The 20,049-nt window shown below is 31.2% G+C and carries 20 protein-coding genes; 11 read left to right on the forward strand and 9 right to left on the reverse strand.

What is annotated here, in order from left to right:
• Positions 1-164: 164 nt before the first annotated feature.
• The 7 genes from LNQ49_RS15540 (at position 165) to tsaB (ending at position 8,024) form a co-directional block, all read left to right on the forward strand.
• Complete coding sequence (locus tag LNQ49_RS15540) at positions 165-866, forward strand: ABC transporter ATP-binding protein (RefSeq protein WP_229989944.1); 702 nt, start codon at positions 165-167, stop codon at positions 864-866.
• Positions 859-2,103, forward strand: coding sequence for an ABC transporter permease (locus LNQ49_RS15545; protein ID WP_229989945.1), 1,245 nt, complete (start codon positions 859-861; stop codon positions 2,101-2,103). Before LNQ49_RS15540 ends, LNQ49_RS15545 begins: the two co-directional genes overlap by 8 nt.
• A 2-nt stretch (positions 2,104-2,105) precedes the next feature.
• Positions 2,106-3,374, forward strand: coding sequence for an ABC transporter permease (locus LNQ49_RS15550; protein WP_229989946.1), 1,269 nt, complete (start codon positions 2,106-2,108; stop codon positions 3,372-3,374).
• Positions 3,375-3,415: 41 nt separating this feature from the next.
• Complete coding sequence (locus tag LNQ49_RS15555) at positions 3,416-4,531, forward strand: efflux RND transporter periplasmic adaptor subunit (protein ID WP_229989947.1); 1,116 nt, start codon at positions 3,416-3,418, stop codon at positions 4,529-4,531.
• Between the two features lie 84 nt (positions 4,532-4,615).
• Positions 4,616-5,989 (forward strand): TolC family protein, encoded by a 1,374-nt coding sequence (locus tag LNQ49_RS15560; protein WP_229989948.1) that lies wholly within the window; start codon positions 4,616-4,618, stop codon positions 5,987-5,989.
• 6 nt (positions 5,990-5,995) lie between these two features.
• Positions 5,996-7,282: an efflux RND transporter periplasmic adaptor subunit gene (locus LNQ49_RS15565; RefSeq protein ID WP_229989949.1), complete on the forward strand. Its 1,287-nt coding sequence runs from the start codon at positions 5,996-5,998 to the stop codon at positions 7,280-7,282.
• A 70-nt stretch (positions 7,283-7,352) separates the two neighbouring features.
• Positions 7,353-8,024 (forward strand): tRNA (adenosine(37)-N6)-threonylcarbamoyltransferase complex dimerization subunit type 1 TsaB, encoded by a 672-nt coding sequence (gene tsaB / locus LNQ49_RS15570; RefSeq protein WP_229989950.1) that lies wholly within the window; start codon positions 7,353-7,355, stop codon positions 8,022-8,024.
• Between the two features lie 8 nt (positions 8,025-8,032).
• Here tsaB and LNQ49_RS15575 read toward each other — a convergent pair whose 3' ends face one another.
• The 3 genes from LNQ49_RS15575 to LNQ49_RS15585 all read right to left on the reverse strand — a co-directional run bounded on the left by LNQ49_RS15575 (position 8,033) and on the right by LNQ49_RS15585 (position 10,474).
• Complete coding sequence (locus tag LNQ49_RS15575) at positions 8,033-8,845, reverse strand: mechanosensitive ion channel family protein (RefSeq protein ID WP_229989951.1); 813 nt, start codon at positions 8,843-8,845, stop codon at positions 8,033-8,035.
• Positions 8,846-8,945: 100 nt separating this feature from the next.
• Positions 8,946-9,410 (reverse strand): apolipoprotein A1/A4/E family protein, encoded by a 465-nt coding sequence (locus tag LNQ49_RS15580; protein WP_229989952.1) that lies wholly within the window; start codon positions 9,408-9,410, stop codon positions 8,946-8,948.
• Between the two features lie 164 nt (positions 9,411-9,574).
• Positions 9,575-10,474 (reverse strand): NifU family protein, encoded by a 900-nt coding sequence (locus LNQ49_RS15585; RefSeq protein WP_229989953.1) that lies wholly within the window; start codon positions 10,472-10,474, stop codon positions 9,575-9,577.
• A gap of 164 nt (positions 10,475-10,638) precedes the next feature.
• Between LNQ49_RS15585 and LNQ49_RS15590 the strand changes: the two genes are divergently transcribed.
• A complete protein-coding gene (locus LNQ49_RS15590) occupies positions 10,639-11,625 on the forward strand; it encodes a PorP/SprF family type IX secretion system membrane protein (protein ID WP_229989954.1) in 987 nt (328 codons plus the stop codon).
• 32 nt (positions 11,626-11,657) lie between these two features.
• On the forward strand, positions 11,658-12,179 hold the full coding sequence (locus LNQ49_RS15595; protein WP_229989955.1) for a gamma carbonic anhydrase family protein: 522 nt from the start codon (positions 11,658-11,660) through the stop codon (positions 12,177-12,179).
• On the opposite strand, the gene LNQ49_RS15600 is transcribed toward LNQ49_RS15595, so the two are convergent.
• From LNQ49_RS15600 to LNQ49_RS15620, 5 genes are all read right to left on the reverse strand, one after another.
• A complete protein-coding gene (locus LNQ49_RS15600) occupies positions 12,180-12,893 on the reverse strand; it encodes a LytR/AlgR family response regulator transcription factor (RefSeq protein ID WP_229989956.1) in 714 nt (237 codons plus the stop codon).
• 124 nt (positions 12,894-13,017) lie between these two features.
• Positions 13,018-14,136 carry a sensor histidine kinase gene (locus LNQ49_RS15605; RefSeq protein ID WP_229989957.1) on the reverse strand — a complete coding sequence of 373 codons (1,119 nt, stop codon included), beginning with the start codon at positions 14,134-14,136 and terminating at the stop codon, positions 13,018-13,020.
• On the reverse strand, positions 14,137-14,496 hold the full coding sequence (locus LNQ49_RS15610; RefSeq protein WP_229989958.1) for a DUF4907 domain-containing protein: 360 nt from the start codon (positions 14,494-14,496) through the stop codon (positions 14,137-14,139).
• Entirely contained in the window at positions 14,480-15,475 is a 996-nt protein-coding gene (locus LNQ49_RS15615) for a Kelch repeat-containing protein (protein WP_229989959.1), read from the reverse strand. The genes LNQ49_RS15610 and LNQ49_RS15615 overlap by 17 nt, the downstream gene beginning before the upstream one ends.
• A 15-nt stretch (positions 15,476-15,490) precedes the next feature.
• Positions 15,491-16,333: a DUF6268 family outer membrane beta-barrel protein gene (locus LNQ49_RS15620; RefSeq protein ID WP_229989960.1), complete on the reverse strand. Its 843-nt coding sequence runs from the start codon at positions 16,331-16,333 to the stop codon at positions 15,491-15,493.
• 229 nt (positions 16,334-16,562) lie between these two features.
• On the opposite strand from LNQ49_RS15620, the gene LNQ49_RS15625 reads away from it, so the two are divergent.
• Both LNQ49_RS15625 and bamG read left to right on the forward strand, forming a co-directional pair.
• Complete coding sequence (locus LNQ49_RS15625) at positions 16,563-17,888, forward strand: DUF4270 family protein (protein ID WP_229989961.1); 1,326 nt, start codon at positions 16,563-16,565, stop codon at positions 17,886-17,888.
• A complete protein-coding gene (gene bamG / locus LNQ49_RS15630; protein ID WP_229989962.1) occupies positions 17,889-19,127 on the forward strand; it encodes a BamG family beta-barrel-assembly machinery protein in 1,239 nt (412 codons plus the stop codon). It abuts the gene before it with no gap.
• Between the two features lie 4 nt (positions 19,128-19,131).
• Here bamG and murI read toward each other — a convergent pair whose 3' ends face one another.
• A complete protein-coding gene (gene murI, locus LNQ49_RS15635) occupies positions 19,132-19,908 on the reverse strand; it encodes a glutamate racemase (protein ID WP_229989963.1) in 777 nt (258 codons plus the stop codon).
• Positions 19,909-20,049 lie beyond the last annotated feature (141 nt).

The following is a 20,049-nucleotide window of genomic DNA, read 5'->3' on the forward strand; positions in this document are numbered from 1 at the left end:
TTTATTTTAGATGCAAAATTAAGAAAACAAATATATTTTAAGATTAAAGTGTAACATTTTGATGGAAATTTAGTCTTATTGATATGATAGATTAAAGCTATTAACATTTTATTGTAGTAAATTGCTAGCCAAAATAGGTATTATTGTTTTAAAATTAACAAACCATGATTGAGATTAAAGACTTACATAAATCCTACAAAATGGGAAAATCAGAATTGCATGTACTGAAAGGTATTAATTTCAATATAAAAGAAGGAGAGTTGGTTGCAATTATGGGGTCATCAGGTTCTGGGAAATCAACGTTGCTTAATATTTTAGGAATATTAGACGAAGCAGATTCTGGAGAGTATATTCTGGATAATGTACCAATCAAAAACCTGAATGAAACTATTGCTTCTAGATATAGAAATAAATTTTTAGGTTTTGTTTTTCAGTCATTTAATTTAATTAATTATAAAACAGCCTTAGATAATGTAGCTATGCCTTTATATTATCAAGGTATAAAAAGAAAAGAGAGATATGAAATAGCGCTTAACTACTTAAAAAAAGTAGGTCTGGATTCACATTCGCATCACTTGCCAAACGAACTTTCGGGAGGACAGAAACAACGTGTAGCAATTGCTAGAGCATTGGCGTCTAATCCAAAAGTTTTATTAGCAGATGAGCCAACAGGAGCCTTAGATACAAAAACGTCGTATGAAGTAATGGAATTGATTCAAGGAATCAATGATGAAGGAAAAACAATCTTGATTGTAACACACGAGCCAGATATTGCAGCAATGTGTAAGAGAAATGTAGTCTTAAAAGACGGACTAATTATAGATGATAAATACGTAGAACAAGTAAGAGCATCAGCTTATGTTTAATATTGAGCGTTGGCAGGAAATATTTGAGGCAATTGCTAAAAATAAATTAAGAACGTTTCTTACAGGAGTTTCTGTAGCTTCGGGGATTTTTATATTGGTTATCCTTCTTGGAGCAGGTAAAGGGCTTCAAAACGGAATTGAAAAACAATTTGAACGTGATGCTGCTGGTATTATAGAAGTTTGGACAGGTACTACTGCAAAACAATATAAAGGACTAAATCCAGGAAGACAAATTCAGTTTAGAAATAGTGATTACACACAATCAGTTCAAAAATTTGAAGATAAATTAGATAAAAGAGCGTCAACTTATAACTTTTGGGGAGCTTCAGTTAGTTATGGAAAAGAATCTTCAACGTATCAATTTAGAGGTGTTGATCCTGATTATTTGGGTATTGAAAATGGTACAGTTGTGATGGGAAGATTTATAAATAGCAAAGATTTGGCTAATTATGAAAAAGTTGCTGTTATTGGGATGAAAGTAAAAACGGATTTGTTTAAAGATAAAAATCCACTTGGAGAACAGATAGCGATTAATAATATTAATTTTAAAGTAGTCGGTGTTTTTACTGATCCAGCAGGTGAAAGAGAAGAAACAAGAGTTTACTTGCCAATGTCAACAACACAAAGAGCCTATGGAATTGGTGACAAAGTAAGTAATTTGTTCTTTACATTAAATAAGAAAGCTACTTATGAAGAAGCGTTAGCAGAGTCTAAAAAATTCACAGCAGAATTAAAAGCTCTTTTAAAGAACAAAAATGTTGTTGCTCCAGACGATGATAGTGGTATTGGTTTATACAATTCAGTTGAGGATGCAAAACAGGTATATGATTTAAATCTTTACATCAGGCTGTTTTTTTGGTGGGTAGGAATTTGTACAATCATAGCTGGTGTTGTTGGAGTTAGTAATATTATGCTAATTATTGTAAAAGAAAGAACCAAAGAAATTGGTATAAGAAAAGCACTTGGTGCTTCTCCAATATCGATTGTGGGGATGATATTACATGAATCTATTTTTATTACTACAATCGCAGGTTTTATAGGTTTATTGGCTAGTTTATTATTGCTAGAAGTGGTAGGCCCAATGATAAAAAGTGAATTCTTTTTAAATCCTCAAGTTGATTTTAGTGTGGCATTAACCACTCTAGTTTTACTTGTATTTGCAGGAGCAGTTGCTGGTTTTTTTCCAGCATATAGAGCAGCAAAAATAAAACCTATTGTAGCACTTAGAGACGAATAATTATGTTTGATAGAGATAATTGGGAAGAGATTTTAGAAGCTTTAACGGCTAATGTATTTAGAACGGTACTTACCGCCTTTGGTGTATTTTGGGGAATATTCATTTTAGTAATATTACTCGCTGCCGGAAATGGTTTGGAGAATGGAGTTAAAAAAGGATTTGACGGGATTGCGACAAATACTATGTTTATGTGGAGTCAAACCACATCAAAAGCATATAAAGGGTTGCCTAAAACGCGTCGTTATGATTTTAGGAATAGCGATGTGATGGCCCTAAAAGAAGCTTTTCCAGACTTATTATATGTTTCTCCTCGAAATCAGTTAGGAGATTTTAATGGAGCGAATAATGTAGTTCGAGGTACAAAAACTTCCGCTTTTACTATTTATGGCGATTACCCAGAGCTTATTAAGCAACAGCCGATGACAATAATAAAAGGACGTTTTATAAACCAACAAGATATCAAGCACAACAGAAAAGTAGCAGTTATTGGAAAAGGAGTTATAAGCGAACTTTACGGAAAAGCAGAAGAAGTTATAGGGACTTATGTTAAGGTAAATGGAATAAGTTTTATGGTTGTTGGAGTATATCATTCTAAGAATCAGAATAATGGAGGTGCAGAGGCAGAGCAGAAAAATATATTTGTTCCTTTTACTAGTTTTCAGCAAGCCTTTAATTATGGAGATAAAGTAGGCTGGATGGCATTAACAGCCAATGATAAAGTTTCGATTACAGATCTAAAACCTAAAATTATAGATCTAATAAAAGAAAGGCACTCTGTTAATCCTATTGATGATAGAGCAGTTGGGAATTTTGATTTGTTTGAGCGATTCAATCAAGTGCAAGGATTGTTTACAATCTTGACATTTATTGCTTATTTCGTGGGTACGTTGGTTTTAATTTCAGGAGTTATTGGTATTTCTAATATTATGCTTATTGTAGTAAAAGAGAGAACTAAAGAAATAGGAATACGACGAGCCTTGGGAGCAACCCCAGGAGCAATTCGAAGACAAATACTTTCAGAATCTATATTTTTAACTATTATTTCAGGAATGTTAGGTATTGCAGTTGCTACAGGAGTTATTGCAGTTCTTAATATGGTGCTGGCTTCGATGCCCCAAGAGGGAGAAACGATGTTTGCTAATCCAACGGTAGATTTAAGAGTTGTTTTTGTAGCATTATTAATTTTAATAGGATCAGGTTTGTTAGCAGGATTTATTCCAGCTCAAACTGCAATAAACGTAAAGCCAGTAGACGCTTTACGATCAGAATAAATTATCAATCAATAAAATAATCGATTAAACTAAAAAACAAAATGAAAAAAGGAGTAACGATAACCATTTTAATTTTTATTGCAATAGTTTTCTTTGGTGCTTTGTATTATTTGTATGCAAAAAATCAAGAGTCACCTATTGTTTATCAAACAGAGAAAGCTGAAATAAAAACGATAGTTAAAAACACAATCGCAACAGGTAATATTCAGCCAGATGAAGAGGTACTTATTAAACCAAATATTTCAGGAATTATTGAGGCTGTTTATATCAAAGCAGGAGAAAGTATCAAAGCGGGAGATATGATTGCAAAGATAAAAGTTGTTGCAAATGTTTCGAATGTAAGTAGTACTCAAAATCAGGTTCAAACTGCTAAAATTGCATTGGATAATCAAGAAAAGTTATACCAAAGACAAAAAACATTGTTTGATAAAGGGGTAATCTCTGCAAATGATTTTGATGCAGCACAATTAGCTTACAAACAAGCGAAACAGACTTATTTGTCATCAAAGCAAAGTTTTGATATCGTAAAAACAGGAACTACATCAGGACTTGGAAATTATGCAAATACCTTAATTCGCTCTACAGTAACAGGAATGGTGTTAGATGTACCAGTAAAAGTAGGAAATCAAGTTATTGAGAGTAATAACTTTAATGAAGGAACTACAATTGCTAGTGTTGCAGATGTTGGAAGGATGATTTTTGTTGGAAAAATTGATGAATCAGAAGTTGGAAAAATCAAAGAAAAAATGCCAATCGAAATTACAGTTGGAGCTATTGAAAACAAGAAATTTGATGCAATTTTACGTTATATTGCACCAAAAGGAGTAGTAGAAAATGGAGCTATCCAATTTCAAATAAAAGCATCATTAGAAAATAGAGATGATACATTTATTAGAGCGGGGTTAAGTGCTAATGCATCTATTATATTAGAGAAAGCGGAAAAAGTTTTGGCGATAAAAGAATCATTAGTTCAATTTGATAAAAAAACTCAAAAACCATATGTTGAAGTAGAAACTGCACCGCAAAAATTCCAAAGAAAAGATCTTGTTTTAGGAGTTAGTGATGGAATTTACGTTCAGGTAAAAAGTGGAATTACAGCTACAGACAAAATAAAAATCTGGAATCAGGGCTTAGTAAAAGAAGAAGAAAAAAAATAAGTAGCAGTTAAAAAAAAAGAATTTTTGGTTTTTAAAGAATGTTAAATTTGTATAGTATCTTTGCTATGCTTTGATTCAAAGTTTATGAAAAATAATAAATATATTTATCTTGTTTTTGTCTTACTACTAGGAGCGTCAATACAGGCGCAATCAAAAAAATGGACTTTAGAAGAATGTGTAAGGTATGCGTTGGAAAACAATATCTCGATTAAACAATCGGAATTGGATACTCAAACTATTGCTATCGATAAAAAAGATGCATTTGGAAAATTTCTTCCTACAGCCAATGCACAACTGTCACATTCATGGAATATTGGTTTAAATCAGGATATCACAACAGGGATTTTACGTAATCAAACTACACAGTTTACCTCTGCTGGGGCAAGTGTAGGAATTGATATCTATAGAGGATTGCAAAACCAGAATGCGTTAAGAAAAGCAAATTTATCTATAATGGCTTCTAAATATCAATTGTTGAAAATGCAAGAAGATATTTCGCTTAATGTGGCTAATGCTTTTTTGCAAGTTCTTTTTAATAAAGAAAATTTAAAAGTACAACAGGAACAACTTGCAATTAGTGAAAAGCAATACACACGTTCTGATGAATTAGTAAAAGCAGGAACAATCCCTAGAGGAGATTTGCTAGATATTAAAGCCACAGTAGCAACAAATAAGCAAAATGTTGTTATTGCAGAGAATACATTGTTAATCTCTAAGTTAAGTTTAGCGCAGTTATTACAATTAAAAGAGTTCGATGATTTTGATGTAGTAGATAATACAAATATTAGTGCAGGAGAAACTATTTTAGCTCAGTCACCAGTAGCAATTTACGAAAAAGCTAAAGAGACCAGAACAGAATTAAAAATTGCTAAGGCCAATCTTGAAATTGCAGAGAAAAATGTAGCTATTGCAAGAGGAGCTTATCAGCCTTCATTAAAAGGTTTTTATAACTTTAATTCCAGAGTATCAAATTCAGATAGAACCACACTAGTTGGAGGAACAGCTGTAGTAACAGGCCCTGCTCCTTTTTGGAATCAGTTTAGTGATAACAAAGGACAGTCATTTGGAGCAGAATTATCTATTCCAATTTTTAATGGATTCTCAGTAAGAAATAATGTAGAACGCAATAAGGTAAGTTTAGAGAAATCTAAAATTGAATTAGAACAAAAAAACTTAGATTTGCAACGTAATGTTTATACAGCTTTTACTGATACTAAAGGTGCTTTAAATGCACATGAAGCAGCAGTTGTAGCTTTAGAAGCAAGACAAGGAGCTTATGATTATGCAAAAGAAAAATTTGCAGTGGGTTTAATGAACGCTTTTGATTTTAATCAATCGCAAACATTACTTACCAATGCACAATCAGAAGTAATTAGAACTAAATACGATTATATCTTTAAAACAAAAATATTAGAATTCTATTTTGGAATTCCTATTGTTCCGATAGTTAAAAACTAGTTTATTATGTCAAAAAAAACAATTTATTTCTTATTAGGAGGCTCAATTATAGTTATTGCTGCCTTAATTGGATTTTCGAAAGCAGGTGTGATAGGAAATAAAGATACAGGTACAGAAGTAGAAGTTGCAAAAGTTGTAGCGTCGACAATTGTAGAAACAGTATCGGCAACAGGGAAAATCCAGCCAGAAATTGAAGTGAAAATTTCATCAGAAGTTTCGGGAGAGATCATAGCACTAAATGTAAAAGAAGGACAAATCGTTAAGAAAGGGGACTTATTGGTAAAAATAAATCCTGATTTATATACATCAAGTTATAACCGTACAGTTTCTAATTTGTCAGGAACTAAAGCTAGTCTAAGTCAATCAGATGCATCATTTAAAGAAGCAAAGTCTAGTTATGAGAGAAACAAAAAGTTATTTGAGAAAGGAATAATTTCTAAGTCAGATTGGGATAAAGCTATAGCTTCTTTTGAAGTAGCAAAAGCTGCTAAGCAGAATTCTTATTTTGCAGTACAAAGTGCTTCAGCATCTGTAAATGAAGCTAAGGATAATTTAAGACGTACTACTATTTATGCTCCTGCAGATGGAACAATTTCGGTACTTAATGTAGAGTTAGGTGAGCGTGTTTTAGGAACGCAGCAAATGGCTGGAACTGAAATTTTAAGAGTTGCGAACTTAAATAACATGGAAGTTGAAGTAGATGTAAACGAAAATGATATCGTAAAAATTAAAGTTGGAGATCAGGCAAATGTAGAAGTAGATGCTTACTTGAAAAAACAATTTAAAGGTATAGTAACTAGTATTTCTAATTCAGCTAGTACTACTTTAACATCAGATCAGGTAACTAATTTTAAAGTTAAAGTAAGAATTCTAAAAGAGTCTTATAAAGATTTAATAGAAGGGAAACCACAAGCATATTCTCCTTTTAGACCAGGAATGACAGCTACAGTTGATATTATAACAAATACAAAAAAGAATGTGTTGGCAGTGCCAATAAGCTCAGTAGTTGTAAAATCGGATACGGCAGCAGTAAAAGAAATTAAAATTGAAGATCCAAATGATAAAAAAATACTTCCTAAAAATGACAAAAAGTTCGAATGTGTTTTTGTAAAAGAAGGAGATAAGGCTAAAATTAGGATCATAAAAACAGGAATACAAGACGATACAAATATCGAAGTAACTTCAGGACTTAAAGCAGGAGATGTGGTTATAACAGGGCCATATACAACCGTTTCAAAAGATCTGAATTCAGGAGATAAGGTTAGTCTTAAATCCGATAAAGTAGAAAAATAATAATGACAAAACAATGTAGTTCTATAATAGAACTACATTGTTTCTTGTTACCATAAAATATAAAATTAGTTTGGCTTACATTCTTAATATTGAAACCGCTACAAAGAACTGTTCTGTTGCTTTAGCAAAAGAAGGAAAAATAATTTTGTGCAAAGAAATCTCAGAAGAAGGCTATTCTCATGCCGAAAGATTACATGTTTTTATCGAAGAATGTATTCAGGAAGCTGGAATTTCTTTTCAGGATTTATCTGCAATTGCGGTTAGCCAAGGCCCGGGTTCATATACAGGATTACGTATAGGAGTTTCGGCAGCAAAAGGCTTATGTTTTGCATTAGAGATTCCATTAATTGCTATTGATACCTTGCAAACATTGGCTTCTCAAGTAAATAATACAGATGGCTTAATTGTTCCGATGTTAGATGCAAGAAGAATGGAAGTATATAGCGCAGTGTTTAACTCAAAATTGGAAAAACAAAGAGAGATTTTGGCTGAAATAATCACTGAAAATTCTTTTGAAGAGTATAACGAAAAACTTTATTTTGTTGGAGACTGTGCAGAAAAATGTAAAACAGTCTTGACAAAAGAAAATTTTATTTTTCTAGAAGATATTAAATACCCTTCGGCAAAAGAAATGAGTGCTATAAGTTTTGATAAATACAAAAAAAGCGACACTGTAGATGTCGCTTATTTTGAACCTTATTATTTGAAAGACTTTATGGTTACAACTCCTAAAAAACAATAAAAAGTATTTTATTTTTGTAGAGTATAAGGCTGAATTGAAATTCCCGCTTCATCTAAAGCAATTTTACAATTCTCTAAAGTCTGAGAAAAAACTATTCCATAATTTTCATTTTTTGCCCAAGGACGTACAGCAAATTCTATGGAACTAGTTGTTAAGTTTTTTACGAAAACTTCCGGAGCAGGATTCTTAAGCACATTCGGATTGTCGTTTAAAATTCTCTCAAGAATGTCTTTAGTTTTTTTAATATCAGCATCATAGGCAACAGCAAATGTTAAGTCTGCTCTACGTTGTCCTTGCATAGAATAGTTAATAATTGTACCATTAGATAAAGCTCCATTTGGTATAAATACCGTTTGGTTGTTTCCAGCTAACAATTTAGTTACAAATATTTGTATTTCAGATACAGTTCCAACCATGCCTTGTGCTTCAATAGTATCACCAACTTTAAAAGGTTTGAAAAGAATAATAAGCATACCACCTGCAAAATTAGAAAGAGACCCTTGAAGAGATAAACCTACAGCAAGACCCATAGCTCCTAGAATGGCAACAAATGATGATGTTTCTATACCCAGTTTAGAAATGAATGAAACAAATAGTAATATTCGTAAAGCCCATAATAAAATATCAGCTAGGAATTTCGTTAAGGTAGGGTCCAGATTTCGTTTTACCATTATTCGACGTATTAATCTATTGATTACACGAATAATGTAAAGCCCTACAAATAGGATAAGAAAGGCAGATATTAGTTTAGGTGAATAATCAACTAGTACTTGAATTAATTGATTAGCGTAATTACTGATTTGATCAGGATTTAAGTTCATTTTTTTAGTATAAAAAAACCTTCTCAATGAGAAGGTCTGAATTAGTTAGGCAAAGATAAAAATTAATTATTTTATTAATAAATATTGCTGTTATCTTTAACTATTTATTTAATACTTCATCTGAAGCTTCATCGGCAGCATCAGTTGTAAGAGATTTAGCTTCTTCGACAATTGTACTAGAAGTGGTATTTTCTTTAACTGAGTCAACTACTTTATCTAAATTATCTGAAGCTTTCTCAGTATTATTTAATACAGGAGCTGCTACTTCCTTAACTTTTTCTATTGTTTCTTCGGCTAATGTCTCCGCTTTTTCAAGATATGGAGCAGATACTTCTTTAACTTTTTCTATTGTTTCTCCAGCAAATGTTTCCGCTTTTTCAAGATATGGAGTAGACACTTCTTTTATTTTATCTATTGTTTCTCCAGCTAGTGTTTCAGCTTTTTCGATATAGGGTGCTGCAGCTTCTTTGGCTTCTTCAAATGTGTTTTCGGCTTGGCTTGCAAACTCTGTAGCAGATTCCTTAGCAGTGCCGAATAAATTCTTAAAAAACGATGATAATCCCATAATAGTTGTTATTAGTTAATATAGAATACAATATTAATCTTTTTTTAAAGAATTATAGTGACTGTTGAGTTATAATTTATTGATAGTGAATAATTTGTGTTTCGTTTTAGGTAATAAAAAAAGCGCTTCATATGAAGCGCTTTTTAAATTTTTATAAAAGATGTTTATGCGTTTACAGCTTCTACTTTAATATTGTCATCATTTAACATGCTTTTTAGCATGTTTTCTATACCACTTTTAAGAGTAAAAGTCGAAGAAGGACAACCACTACAAGCCCCTTGCAAAATTACTTTTACAGTTTTATCAGTTTCATTATACGAATCAAAAGCAATATTTCCACCATCAGCTGCTACAGCAGGTTTTACGTATTCTTCTAATATATTAATAATCTGTTGTGATGTAGTATCCAGTTTGTCAAAAGCTTCATCTTTAGTAACATCATTTTTGGTTGCTACTTCAATTAAACTTTCGTCTAAAACGGTTCCTCCATTTTCAATATATTGTTTGATGAAAGTTCTTAGTTCAAGAGTGATTTCCTGCCAGTCGTTAATTTCATATTTAGTTACCGAGATGTAATTCTCATCGATAAAAATTTCTTTTACGTAAGGGAATTTAAATAATTCTTTAGCTAGAGGCGAAGAGGCAGTTTGATCAATATTCTTGTATTCAATTGCATTTTTTGTCAACATTCTGCTTACTACAAATTTTAAAGCAGCAGGATTAGGAGTTGATTCACCGTAAACAGTTATAGGTTGTTTCTTTGGTTTATTTTCGTCAATAGCAATAATTACTCCACCATCGTTTACAAATGTTTCGATTTGGTCAACTACAGCATCTTTTACATCATCCCATTCAACAATACTGTATTTCTCAATGGCAATAAAATTACCTGAGATGTATACTGTTTTTACGAACGGTAAATAGAATAGTTTTTGTGCTAGTGGAGAACTTTTAGCTTCATCAATGTTTTTAAATTCAAAGCTCTCATTTTTAGTTATAAAGTCTGGAAATTCAAATTTTAATATACTAGGATTTTGTGTTTCTTTTATAGTGAGTTTTGTCATGATTTAGTAATTTTTTACAAATTTACTAAAGTTATTTTCTACTAATAGTTATATTTGATTTTTAATATAAAAATAACGTATTATTTCCTGTATCTCAGCAATATTTACTTTAGTATGATATGGAAATAAGTTTTTAACATCTATTTTAAATAAAGCTACCTTTAATGTATTCTAAAATTAAATATTCAATTTTTATTTTATTTATATTTTCATATGCTTACTCACAAGAAGGTATTCCCGTTTATTCAGATTATTTATCAGATAACTATTATTTGATACATCCTTCGATGGCAGGAGCAGCAAATTGTGCAAAACTTAGATTAACAGCACGCAAGCAATGGTTCGGCCAAGATGATGCACCAGCACTTCAGACTTTAAGTTTTAATGGTCGTATTGGTGATAGATCAGGGGCAGGAGTTATACTTTTTAATGATAAAAATGGATATCATTCTCAAAAAGGAATCAAACTTACTTATGCTTATCATATTCTTTTTTCGAGAGATGAAATAGATTTAAATCAGCTATCATTCGGTATTAATGCAGGAGTAATTCAGAATCAGTTAGACGAAACTTCATTTGGAGAATTTGATCCAATTGTTTTTGGAAACATCCAAAAGGATTCTTATTTTAATGTAGATTTTGGAGCATCCTATAATTTTCTTAATTTCTATGCACATGCTACAGTCCAAGGTGCGGTAGAAACAAGACGACAGATATATACAGACTTTGAAAGCGATAATCTCAGAAAATATCTTTTGAGTGCAGGGTATGTTTTTGGAAATAAAAGAAAACTATTATGGGAACCTTCGGTGCTTTTTCAATTGTTTGATAAAACGAAAGAGAAGTTAATCGATTTTAATCTAAAAGCTTACAAAAACATGGATTTTGGTAGTGTTTGGGCTGGATTATCATATAGAAGAAGTTTTGATGGAGCTCAGTATTATAATGGTTCAAGTATGTCTACTCAAAAATTACAATACATAACACCTATTTTAGGAGTTAATTATAAAAATTTTATGTTTGCCTACACATACTCACAAGTTACAGGTAATGTAAAATTTGATAATGGAGCATATCATCAAATTACATTGGGGCTTAACTTATTCTGTAAGCGTGAAAAATATGATTGCGATTGCCCTGCGATAAACTAATTTATAATTCAATTTTAAAAAATAATAAACTCATGCTGATAAAAACTGTAAACGGAAAAACACCAAATATTCCAAATGATTGTTATGTAGCCGAAAATGCAACAATTGTAGGAGATGTTTCTTTTGGAGATTCATGTAGTGTTTGGTTCAATGCTGTAATTAGGGGAGATGTTAATTTTATTAAAATAGGAAATAAAGTTAATATACAAGACGGGGCTATTATTCATTGTACTTATCAAAAACATCCAACAATTATAGGAAATAATGTTTCTATTGGACATAATGCAATTGTACATGGTTGTACAATTCAAGATAATGTATTAATAGGAATGGGAGCAATTGTAATGGATAATTGTGTAGTCGAAAGCAATGCTATTATCGCTGCTGGAGCAGTAGTAACTCAAAATACCATCGTTACTTCAGGCAGTATTTATGCTGGAGTACCAGCTAAGAAAGTCAAAGACATTGACCAATCAGATTTTGCTGGCGAAATCGAGCGTATTTCTAATAATTATGTAATGTATTCGAGCTGGTTTAAGGAAGAGGAGAAATAGTTATAAATTTATTTTTTCGAAGAAAGCATTTTTATAGCTTTCACTAATAGGAATTCTTTTATCTCCAATCAAAGCTTTGTTTTTTTGGATTGATTTTACATGCTTAATATTAATAATATACGATCGATGAATTCTGGAGAAACCTTTACTAGAAAGTAGGTTTTCAAGCTTCATAAGGCTTATTAGAGTTAAAGTATACTTGTTGTCTGTAGTATAAATTTTCACATAATCTTTTAATCCCTCAATAAATAAAATATCCGAAAAGTTTAGTTTTATATTCTCATATTCAGCTCTAACAAAAATGAAATCCTGATTAATCTCAGGAGCAGAAATAGGGTTTACACTTGCAGGAATATGTAACGGATTGAATAATTGTTGTGCACGTACAACCGATTTTAAGAAACGATGAAACGGAATTGGCTTAACTAAATAATCTACAGCTCCTAGATTAAATCCTTCAACGGCATAATCAGAATAGGCTGTCGTGAAAATAACTAAAGGTTTTTTCTCGATAGCATTTAGAAAATCTATTCCTGAAAAATGAGGCATTTCAATATCCAAAAAGATCAAATCGATGTTTGTTTGATTTATAATAGAAATAGCATCAATTGCATTGTTAAAAGTGCTTACTAATTCTAAAGAATCAATTTTACTAACAAAATCTTTAAGTAATTCTACCGCCAACGGTTCATCATCTATAATTACACATTTCATTGGTTGTCTTTTTTAGATAAAATTTATGATGCGAAAATATAACTTGACATCTAAAGACAAGTTAAAATTAGATTCTCAATAGTTAATTTGCTGTTATAATTTTTTTCAACTATAACATTGTTAATTAGGCTTTTGGTAATGGCGTTTGTATCTGGTCAAGTTTTAAGTTGAGATGTACATTATAAAACTTTTTAGTTTCAGTTATTTTTAGTTCATGTGCTTCTGGATATAGAAGATCCAAACGACTCTTAATATTCGTTAATCCAATTCCAGAATTTTCAGGGTCCTTTTTATAGTTTTCAACCTTATTTTCGACCCAAAAATCTAGGCTGTTTTCTTCGATAACGATTCTTATTTTTACAAAAGCAGCACCTTTATAGTCTGTTCCATACTTAAATGCATTCTCTACAAATGATATTAATAATAGTGGTTCAATGAATTTGTTTTTAGGTTCACCATGAACATTAATTGTGATATTCTCGATGTTGTTTAATCTTAATTTTTGTAGTTCGATATAGTTTTGAATATAGTTTATCTCTTTCTCGAGAGCTACAGTTTTATTATCGGTTTCATATAACATATAGCGCATCAATTCAGATAATGTGACGATTGCATCAGGAACTAAATCTGATTTTTTATGAGCCAAAGAATAAATACTATTTAATGAATTGAATAAAAAATGAGGGTTTGTTTGTTTTCGTAAATAAATTAATTCGGTAGTTGTTCGATGAGTTTCAGCTATTAATTTGTTCTGTTGGTTATTATAAAATTCTGACAATGTTTTGATGATAGCACTTATTGTTACTATTAGGATATAAAAGAAGGAAGGTGCTATTTTAAAAAACAATGGTTGTACAGCCATAGTGGTTCTAAATTTTAAGTTTTTAGGGATTGGATGCCCATCTTCGTCTATAGCTAGCATTTTTGGGGGAAGAATTCTTTTCGCCATTTGGATTTCTGGGATAAAATAGCTTGCTCGAATAATCATAAAAGTGATAATAAGTGCTACTATGAAAGCCGAATAGAGCCAGTATTTTTTCTGCAAAAGCAACGCAGGCACTAAATAGAAATAGTTTAGATAAAATAATATAATTCCAGTAATCCATTGGACATAAAAATCTGAATTTATCTGAAAGGGGCTTTCGTAAAATTGAATCAATGAAGTAAGGATAAAGAAAGTCCATATCACACTGTGAAATAGAATCTTGTTTGTATTTGTATTTTTGGTTATTTCAATATTCATTTAGATACTTATATCTAATAAAATTAAATCTTTTTTTGTTATTGTAGGAGATAAATTAGCTTCAAGCTTCTTAACCACTAAATGAGCTGTTTTTAATGCATCCTTTTCAGTTGTAAAACTCTTGTTAGTATTAATGACAGGAACTACGGTTTGTTTAATTATGATTCTCTCATCATTGGCAATTGTATATCCCCAACCATTGGCCGTTTTTATGGATTCTACATGATAGTTTTCTTTATTATTACAAGCTGTAATTAGCAGTACAGTAGCTATTGTAATAGTCTTTGAGAATAAGCAAGAATAATTCTTCTGGATTTTTACCCAGAAGAATTGTTTTTTTAGATTAATTATCATCATCATTTTGTTCTTCAAGTGGTTTAAATTCCCATGCATCATCAAAATAAGAAGAGCCAGATCTTCCTAATAAAACAAATCCTCTATCATTAATTGCAAATCCTATAGCATCAGTTCTAGAAGACCCTTCTAATGCAGTTCTTTCTTTCCAAATATCAGTAATTGGATTATATTCCCAAACTGATTTTAAACCTTCTCCACAAAGTATATATCCTAAACCGTTCATAGTGAAACTAGAAGCATTTGAACGTTTTATATAATAGGTATCATGGTCGCTTTCACTGTCATCTAAGTTTCTTTTTTTTGTCCAAACATCAGTACTTGGATCAAATTGCCAAAAATCATTTTGGTTTACACCATTGTTTACACCAGTGCCTAAATAGGCTTTATTATTAATTACAAAAACAGTTGCATTTCTTCTTTTATCCCCGCTAAAACCATTAACTTGAGTCCAGGTATTGGAGTCTTGATTGTATTGATAAAAGTCTTTTAAATAATTTCCGTCGTAACCAGTCCCGAAATAGGCCTTTCCTCCAACTTGAAACCCTACAGCCGAATAACGTGCACTACCTGTAAAATCTGCTTTTTGTTCCCAAATATTTGTTGTTGGGTTGTATTCGTAAAAATCTTTCAATCTATTAGTTCCATCATAACCAAGTCCAATATATCCTTTTCCGTTTAGCTCAAATGCAGATGCTGCATTTCTTGCAACTCCTATAAAGTCTGCTTTTTGCTCCCAATAATCTCCCGTTGAATTATATACCCAAAGATCTTTTAAACGTTCATCACCTGTATATCCAGTTGCTACATAGGCATAGGCTCCAATTACAAAACTTGTGGCACTGGATCTTGCTGGACCATCAAAAGCAGATTTTTTAATCCAGTTTCCTATCAATTCATCATCAGAATTATCGTTACTACAACCCACAAAAGTGAGACTTATAATAAATGTTGCGAATAATATTCCTTTTTTTAAGCTATTCATAATGTATAATATTTGTTAGTGTTTGTATTTTATGCCAATGTTTAGAATGTAGCTATTGCCAATATTGAAATCATAAACATTGTCATTGCTATGATTTGATAGATGGTATTTTTTATTAAAATTGTAACCACTTTTAAAATTTACAAACCAATTTCCATCCATATTTCTTTCGTATTCAAATGCAGTAGTAATTTGGGATAAACTAACTTTTGTGGCTGCATTATTGTTTAGATAGGTAGTGTCCAGATTAAAAAAATCACCATTAAAATGATTCGTAATGCTAAATGCATTTCGTATGTTGTTAGAATATGTAATTGCTGTATTGGGAAAACCAATAGTCATTACAGCCTTATTATTTATTTTATGATAAAAAGAAAATGTAGGTGTTATTTTTGGTAATCCTAAAGCATTTGTTCTTTTTACTCCAATAGTTATTGCGCTATTTTTGTTTAAAATCTGATTAATTTCTACTCCACCTAAAATTGATAAATCAGAAAAATTAATATTTTCTTGAAAGTTCAATGTTGGTTCTATTTCTAGATTAAATGTTGTTTTTTGTGTCAATTGATGTTCTATTGATAACGTGTTTTTAATGCTATTATAAGAACTGTAATTGTATTTATAATCATAATCCTCTATGTCGTACTTTGCTTCAATGTTCTTGTATTGTAGCGTATTTGTGACCTTATTTTTTGCATTGATGTTTTTATATGCTGAAATCCCGATGCTAGTTTCATTTAAAGTGATTTTATCTGCAGGTTCAGTTTTTATATTCAAATCCATGCTGAAACCATCTTGAGCATAAATTGTAAACATAGGAGCCATAATAAGTAAGGATAGTAAAGGTTTTATTTTCATTATTTCTTTATTGGCTCAAAAGTAGTTATGATATTATTTTCAAAAAAAGAAGATATATGTACGGGGCTTTCCTATAGACTAAATGGCAAATTTTAGTGCCGAATGGGGTATTTGTCCCTGCTTTGAGGTTATAGATTGTTTTTAGGTATTTATAGATGTAAAAGCCTAGGCTGTATATGTTATGATGTTGTCTAGAAAACACCATTTTATATTTGTTCAAAAAATATTTATGTACAAATTATTGTTGCTATTGTTTCTTGGTTTTTTTGTGGTCTCCTGTAATACCGATGCCGATGCAGGAGAATTTGTTGTTGGATCAGATTATTTATCTATTGGAAATAAAGTGATTTTGATCGATACATTAACGGTTGATATGTCTACAATCAATTTTGATTCATTGGTTACATCTAGCCAAAATAGAATCTTGCTAGGCAACTATGATGATCCTATTTTTGGGAAAGTAAAATCGGATAGTTATCTTCAATTATTGGCTAATGATTACAAATTGAATATAGAAGATTCAGACACGAATTTGCCAAACTATGTCTACGATTCCATAGCAATGATTTTAAAGTATGACAATTATTTTTTTGGAGATACTACTCAAATTCAGACTTTAGATATCCACCGATTGACTCAAAAAGTAAAGCCAAATAAAGAGGATAAAAATTTTTATAATAATTCAACTTTAACTTATGCTCCAGAAAGTTTAGGTATGATTTCTTATAAGCCAAGACCAACTGAAAAGGATTCTATTAATATAAGAATGAATGATGCTTTTGGTTCAGAACTTTTTCAGAAGTTAAAGAAAAGAGAGGTTGTTAATTTGGATGAATTTACAGAATATTTAAAAGGAATAGTTCTCACTTCCACAGGAGCAAGCTCATCGAGTGTTATTGGATTTAAAGGTGCTACAAGTGTAGTAAGGCTTTACTATTCAAAATACCAAGGAGATGCTGAAACTTCTTTAGTGAAGGATTTCTCTATTTTAGATGCTACCAAGCAATTTAACGCAATCACATTAGATAAGACAGGTACTATTATTCAAAACTTACCAATTTCTTCAAGTAAATTATCTAGTTCACAAACAGAAAACAAAGGCTTTATTCAGTCAGGAACGGGAATCGCATGTAGAATTGATTTTCCCAATATAAAGCAACTTAAATATATCGCCGAAAAGGGAGCAATCGTTGATGCGGTACTGTTTATAAAACCGGTTGCGAATACATATTCCAAAATCTATCCTTTGGCAGATTCATTGCGAGTTTATGTTGGAGATAATTTAAACAGAATTAGTGGTACGCTTAATAATTCGTCGGGTACAGCCATGTATGCATTATTAAATAAAGCAAGTGATGAGTTTAATGAAAATGTAGGCTATAAAATTTCGATAGGAGGTTTTTTGCAAAAAGAGATGTTGAAACAATCAGATTCGAAATCGTCATTAATCCTTACGCTACCTAATATTAATAAAGCGGTTAATCGGATTGTTTTAGGGGATCAGAAATTCCCAAGCAATAAAATGGAATTGAAAATTTATTATATTACTTATTAAATGAAAAATAAAATAGCGTTCGTAGGTTTACTAGTTTTAATGTCAGTGACTTCGTTTTCTCAAAGTATTTCCACTTCTCCTTATTCGCTCTATGGATTAGGTAGTTTGTATGATTCAGATTTTGGTTCGCTTCCTTCTATGGGGTCTTCAGGGATTGCCTTGCCATCTAATCAATTCATCAATAATCTTAATCCTGCTTCATTGGGATTTATGTCACAAAATCATTTTTTGTTTGATATTGGGGGCAAATTTATAGAGAGCACATATCAAAACAATTTAAAATCGGAGAACCGTAATAATGCTCAGTTCTCACACATAGCATTTGCTTTTCCGATTACTCAAAAATCTGCTTTTAGTGTAGCTTTACGACCTTATTCAAGTGCATCATTTAAAATTTTAAATCTAAAGATTCCTATAGAAAATAGTCAGGAGCAATATAATTTGGATGCAACAGGTTCGGGAGGTTTGAATAATTTTGACTTTTCATATGCCTACAAAATCAATAAAAAATTGTCTTTAGGACTTTCTGCAGCTGTGCTTTTTGGAAATACTACTGATGATAGATATTATACCATTAATAACTCAGTAACTAATATTAATAAAAAAACAAATTATAACGGATTTAGGCCAACGCTTGGAGTGCAATATCAAATAGATTCAACACTAACCATTGGTTCGACTTTTAAATCACCCTCAAGAGTTAAGGCTTCCAAGGTGCAAACTGTGACAATTGTAGGTGATTCAGGTACAACAACTACAGATTCAAACACAAATTCGGATGTTGATGATTATTACTTGCCTTCAGAAATTGGAGTAGGAGTTAGCAAGCTTTTTAAGAATAATTTGAATATTACTTTTGATTATGAAAAGAGCCTTTGGAACAATACGAGACAATCTGAGTTGTATGGAAATTTTGTGAATCAAGACCGATTTGCTTTAGGCTTATCTTATAAAAGCAATAAGAATGCTCGGAAATATATAGATCGTATTCGTTATGCGACAGGGATTAATTATGATGCAGGGTATCTTGAAGTCGACAATCAAAGAGTTAAGAATGTATCTTTTTCGTTAGGATTAACTCTCCCTTTAGAAAGCAATACTTTTTCAGCTCTAAATATTTCTTACTCTTACGGACAAAAAGGTAAAATAGGGGATGGTCTTATTAAAGAAAATTATCATAAATTATCACTCAATTTATCATTGGATGGAATATGGTTTGTGAAGAGTAAATTTGATTAATTGTTTAGAACTCTTTTTCTAAAACTTTGTATTTGTTTTCTAGTATGTCCGATAAAACTTTAGGATTACTATTGCAGTAAAAGATAGGTTCGTTTACAGGACCGTTATTAAAACCAACTTTTTCGCGTAGTATGTTCTGGGTTTGTTTCGCTACAGCTTCTCCAGAATCGATGATATGAATGTGTTTTGGAAGGATTTTTTCTATCTGTGGAATCAGATACGGATAATGACTACATCCTAACACTAAATAATCAATATTAGCCTCAACCATAGGTTTGAGGTACGATTCTAGAAGTTGTGTCATCTCAGGAGAGTATAAGTCCCCATTTTCAATTAACTGTACTAAGCCATGACCAACTTGCTCGATGATTTTAGTGTCTTGGTACATTTCGGTTGCTTTATTAAAAAGCTCACTGTTTAGAGTACCTTGAGTAGCAAGTATTCCTATAGTTTGTGTTTTTGATTTTGTTGCTGCTGGTTTTATAGCAGGTTCAATTCCTATAAATGGAATAGTATATTGTTCTCTTAATTCTTTAATCGCATTTGTAGTTGCTGTATTGCATGCAACGACAATCAATTTGCAATCCATATCTAGTAAAAAGTCTACATTTTTTTTGCTTAAAGCAACTATTTCCTCTTTGGTTTTTTGACCATAGGGAGCATTTTTACTGTCAGCTAAATAGATTGTTTTTTCGTTTGGAAGTAATTGATGAATTGCATTCCAAATAGAAGTACCACCAATGCCAGAATCGAAAACGCCTATAGGATTATTGTTTGTCATAAAAACAAAGTTAAGTATTTTTTAGAATCAAAAAAAAGGCTTTATTTAAGATTTTTGATTAGAATGGAATTAATTTTTATGCATAAAAAAAAACTGCTCGAACCATTTATTGGTGAGCAGTTTTTTTTGTTATTAAGACAG

The organism is Flavobacterium pisciphilum (assembly GCF_020905345.1).
GTDB classification, from domain to species: domain Bacteria; phylum Bacteroidota; class Bacteroidia; order Flavobacteriales; family Flavobacteriaceae; genus Flavobacterium; species Flavobacterium pisciphilum.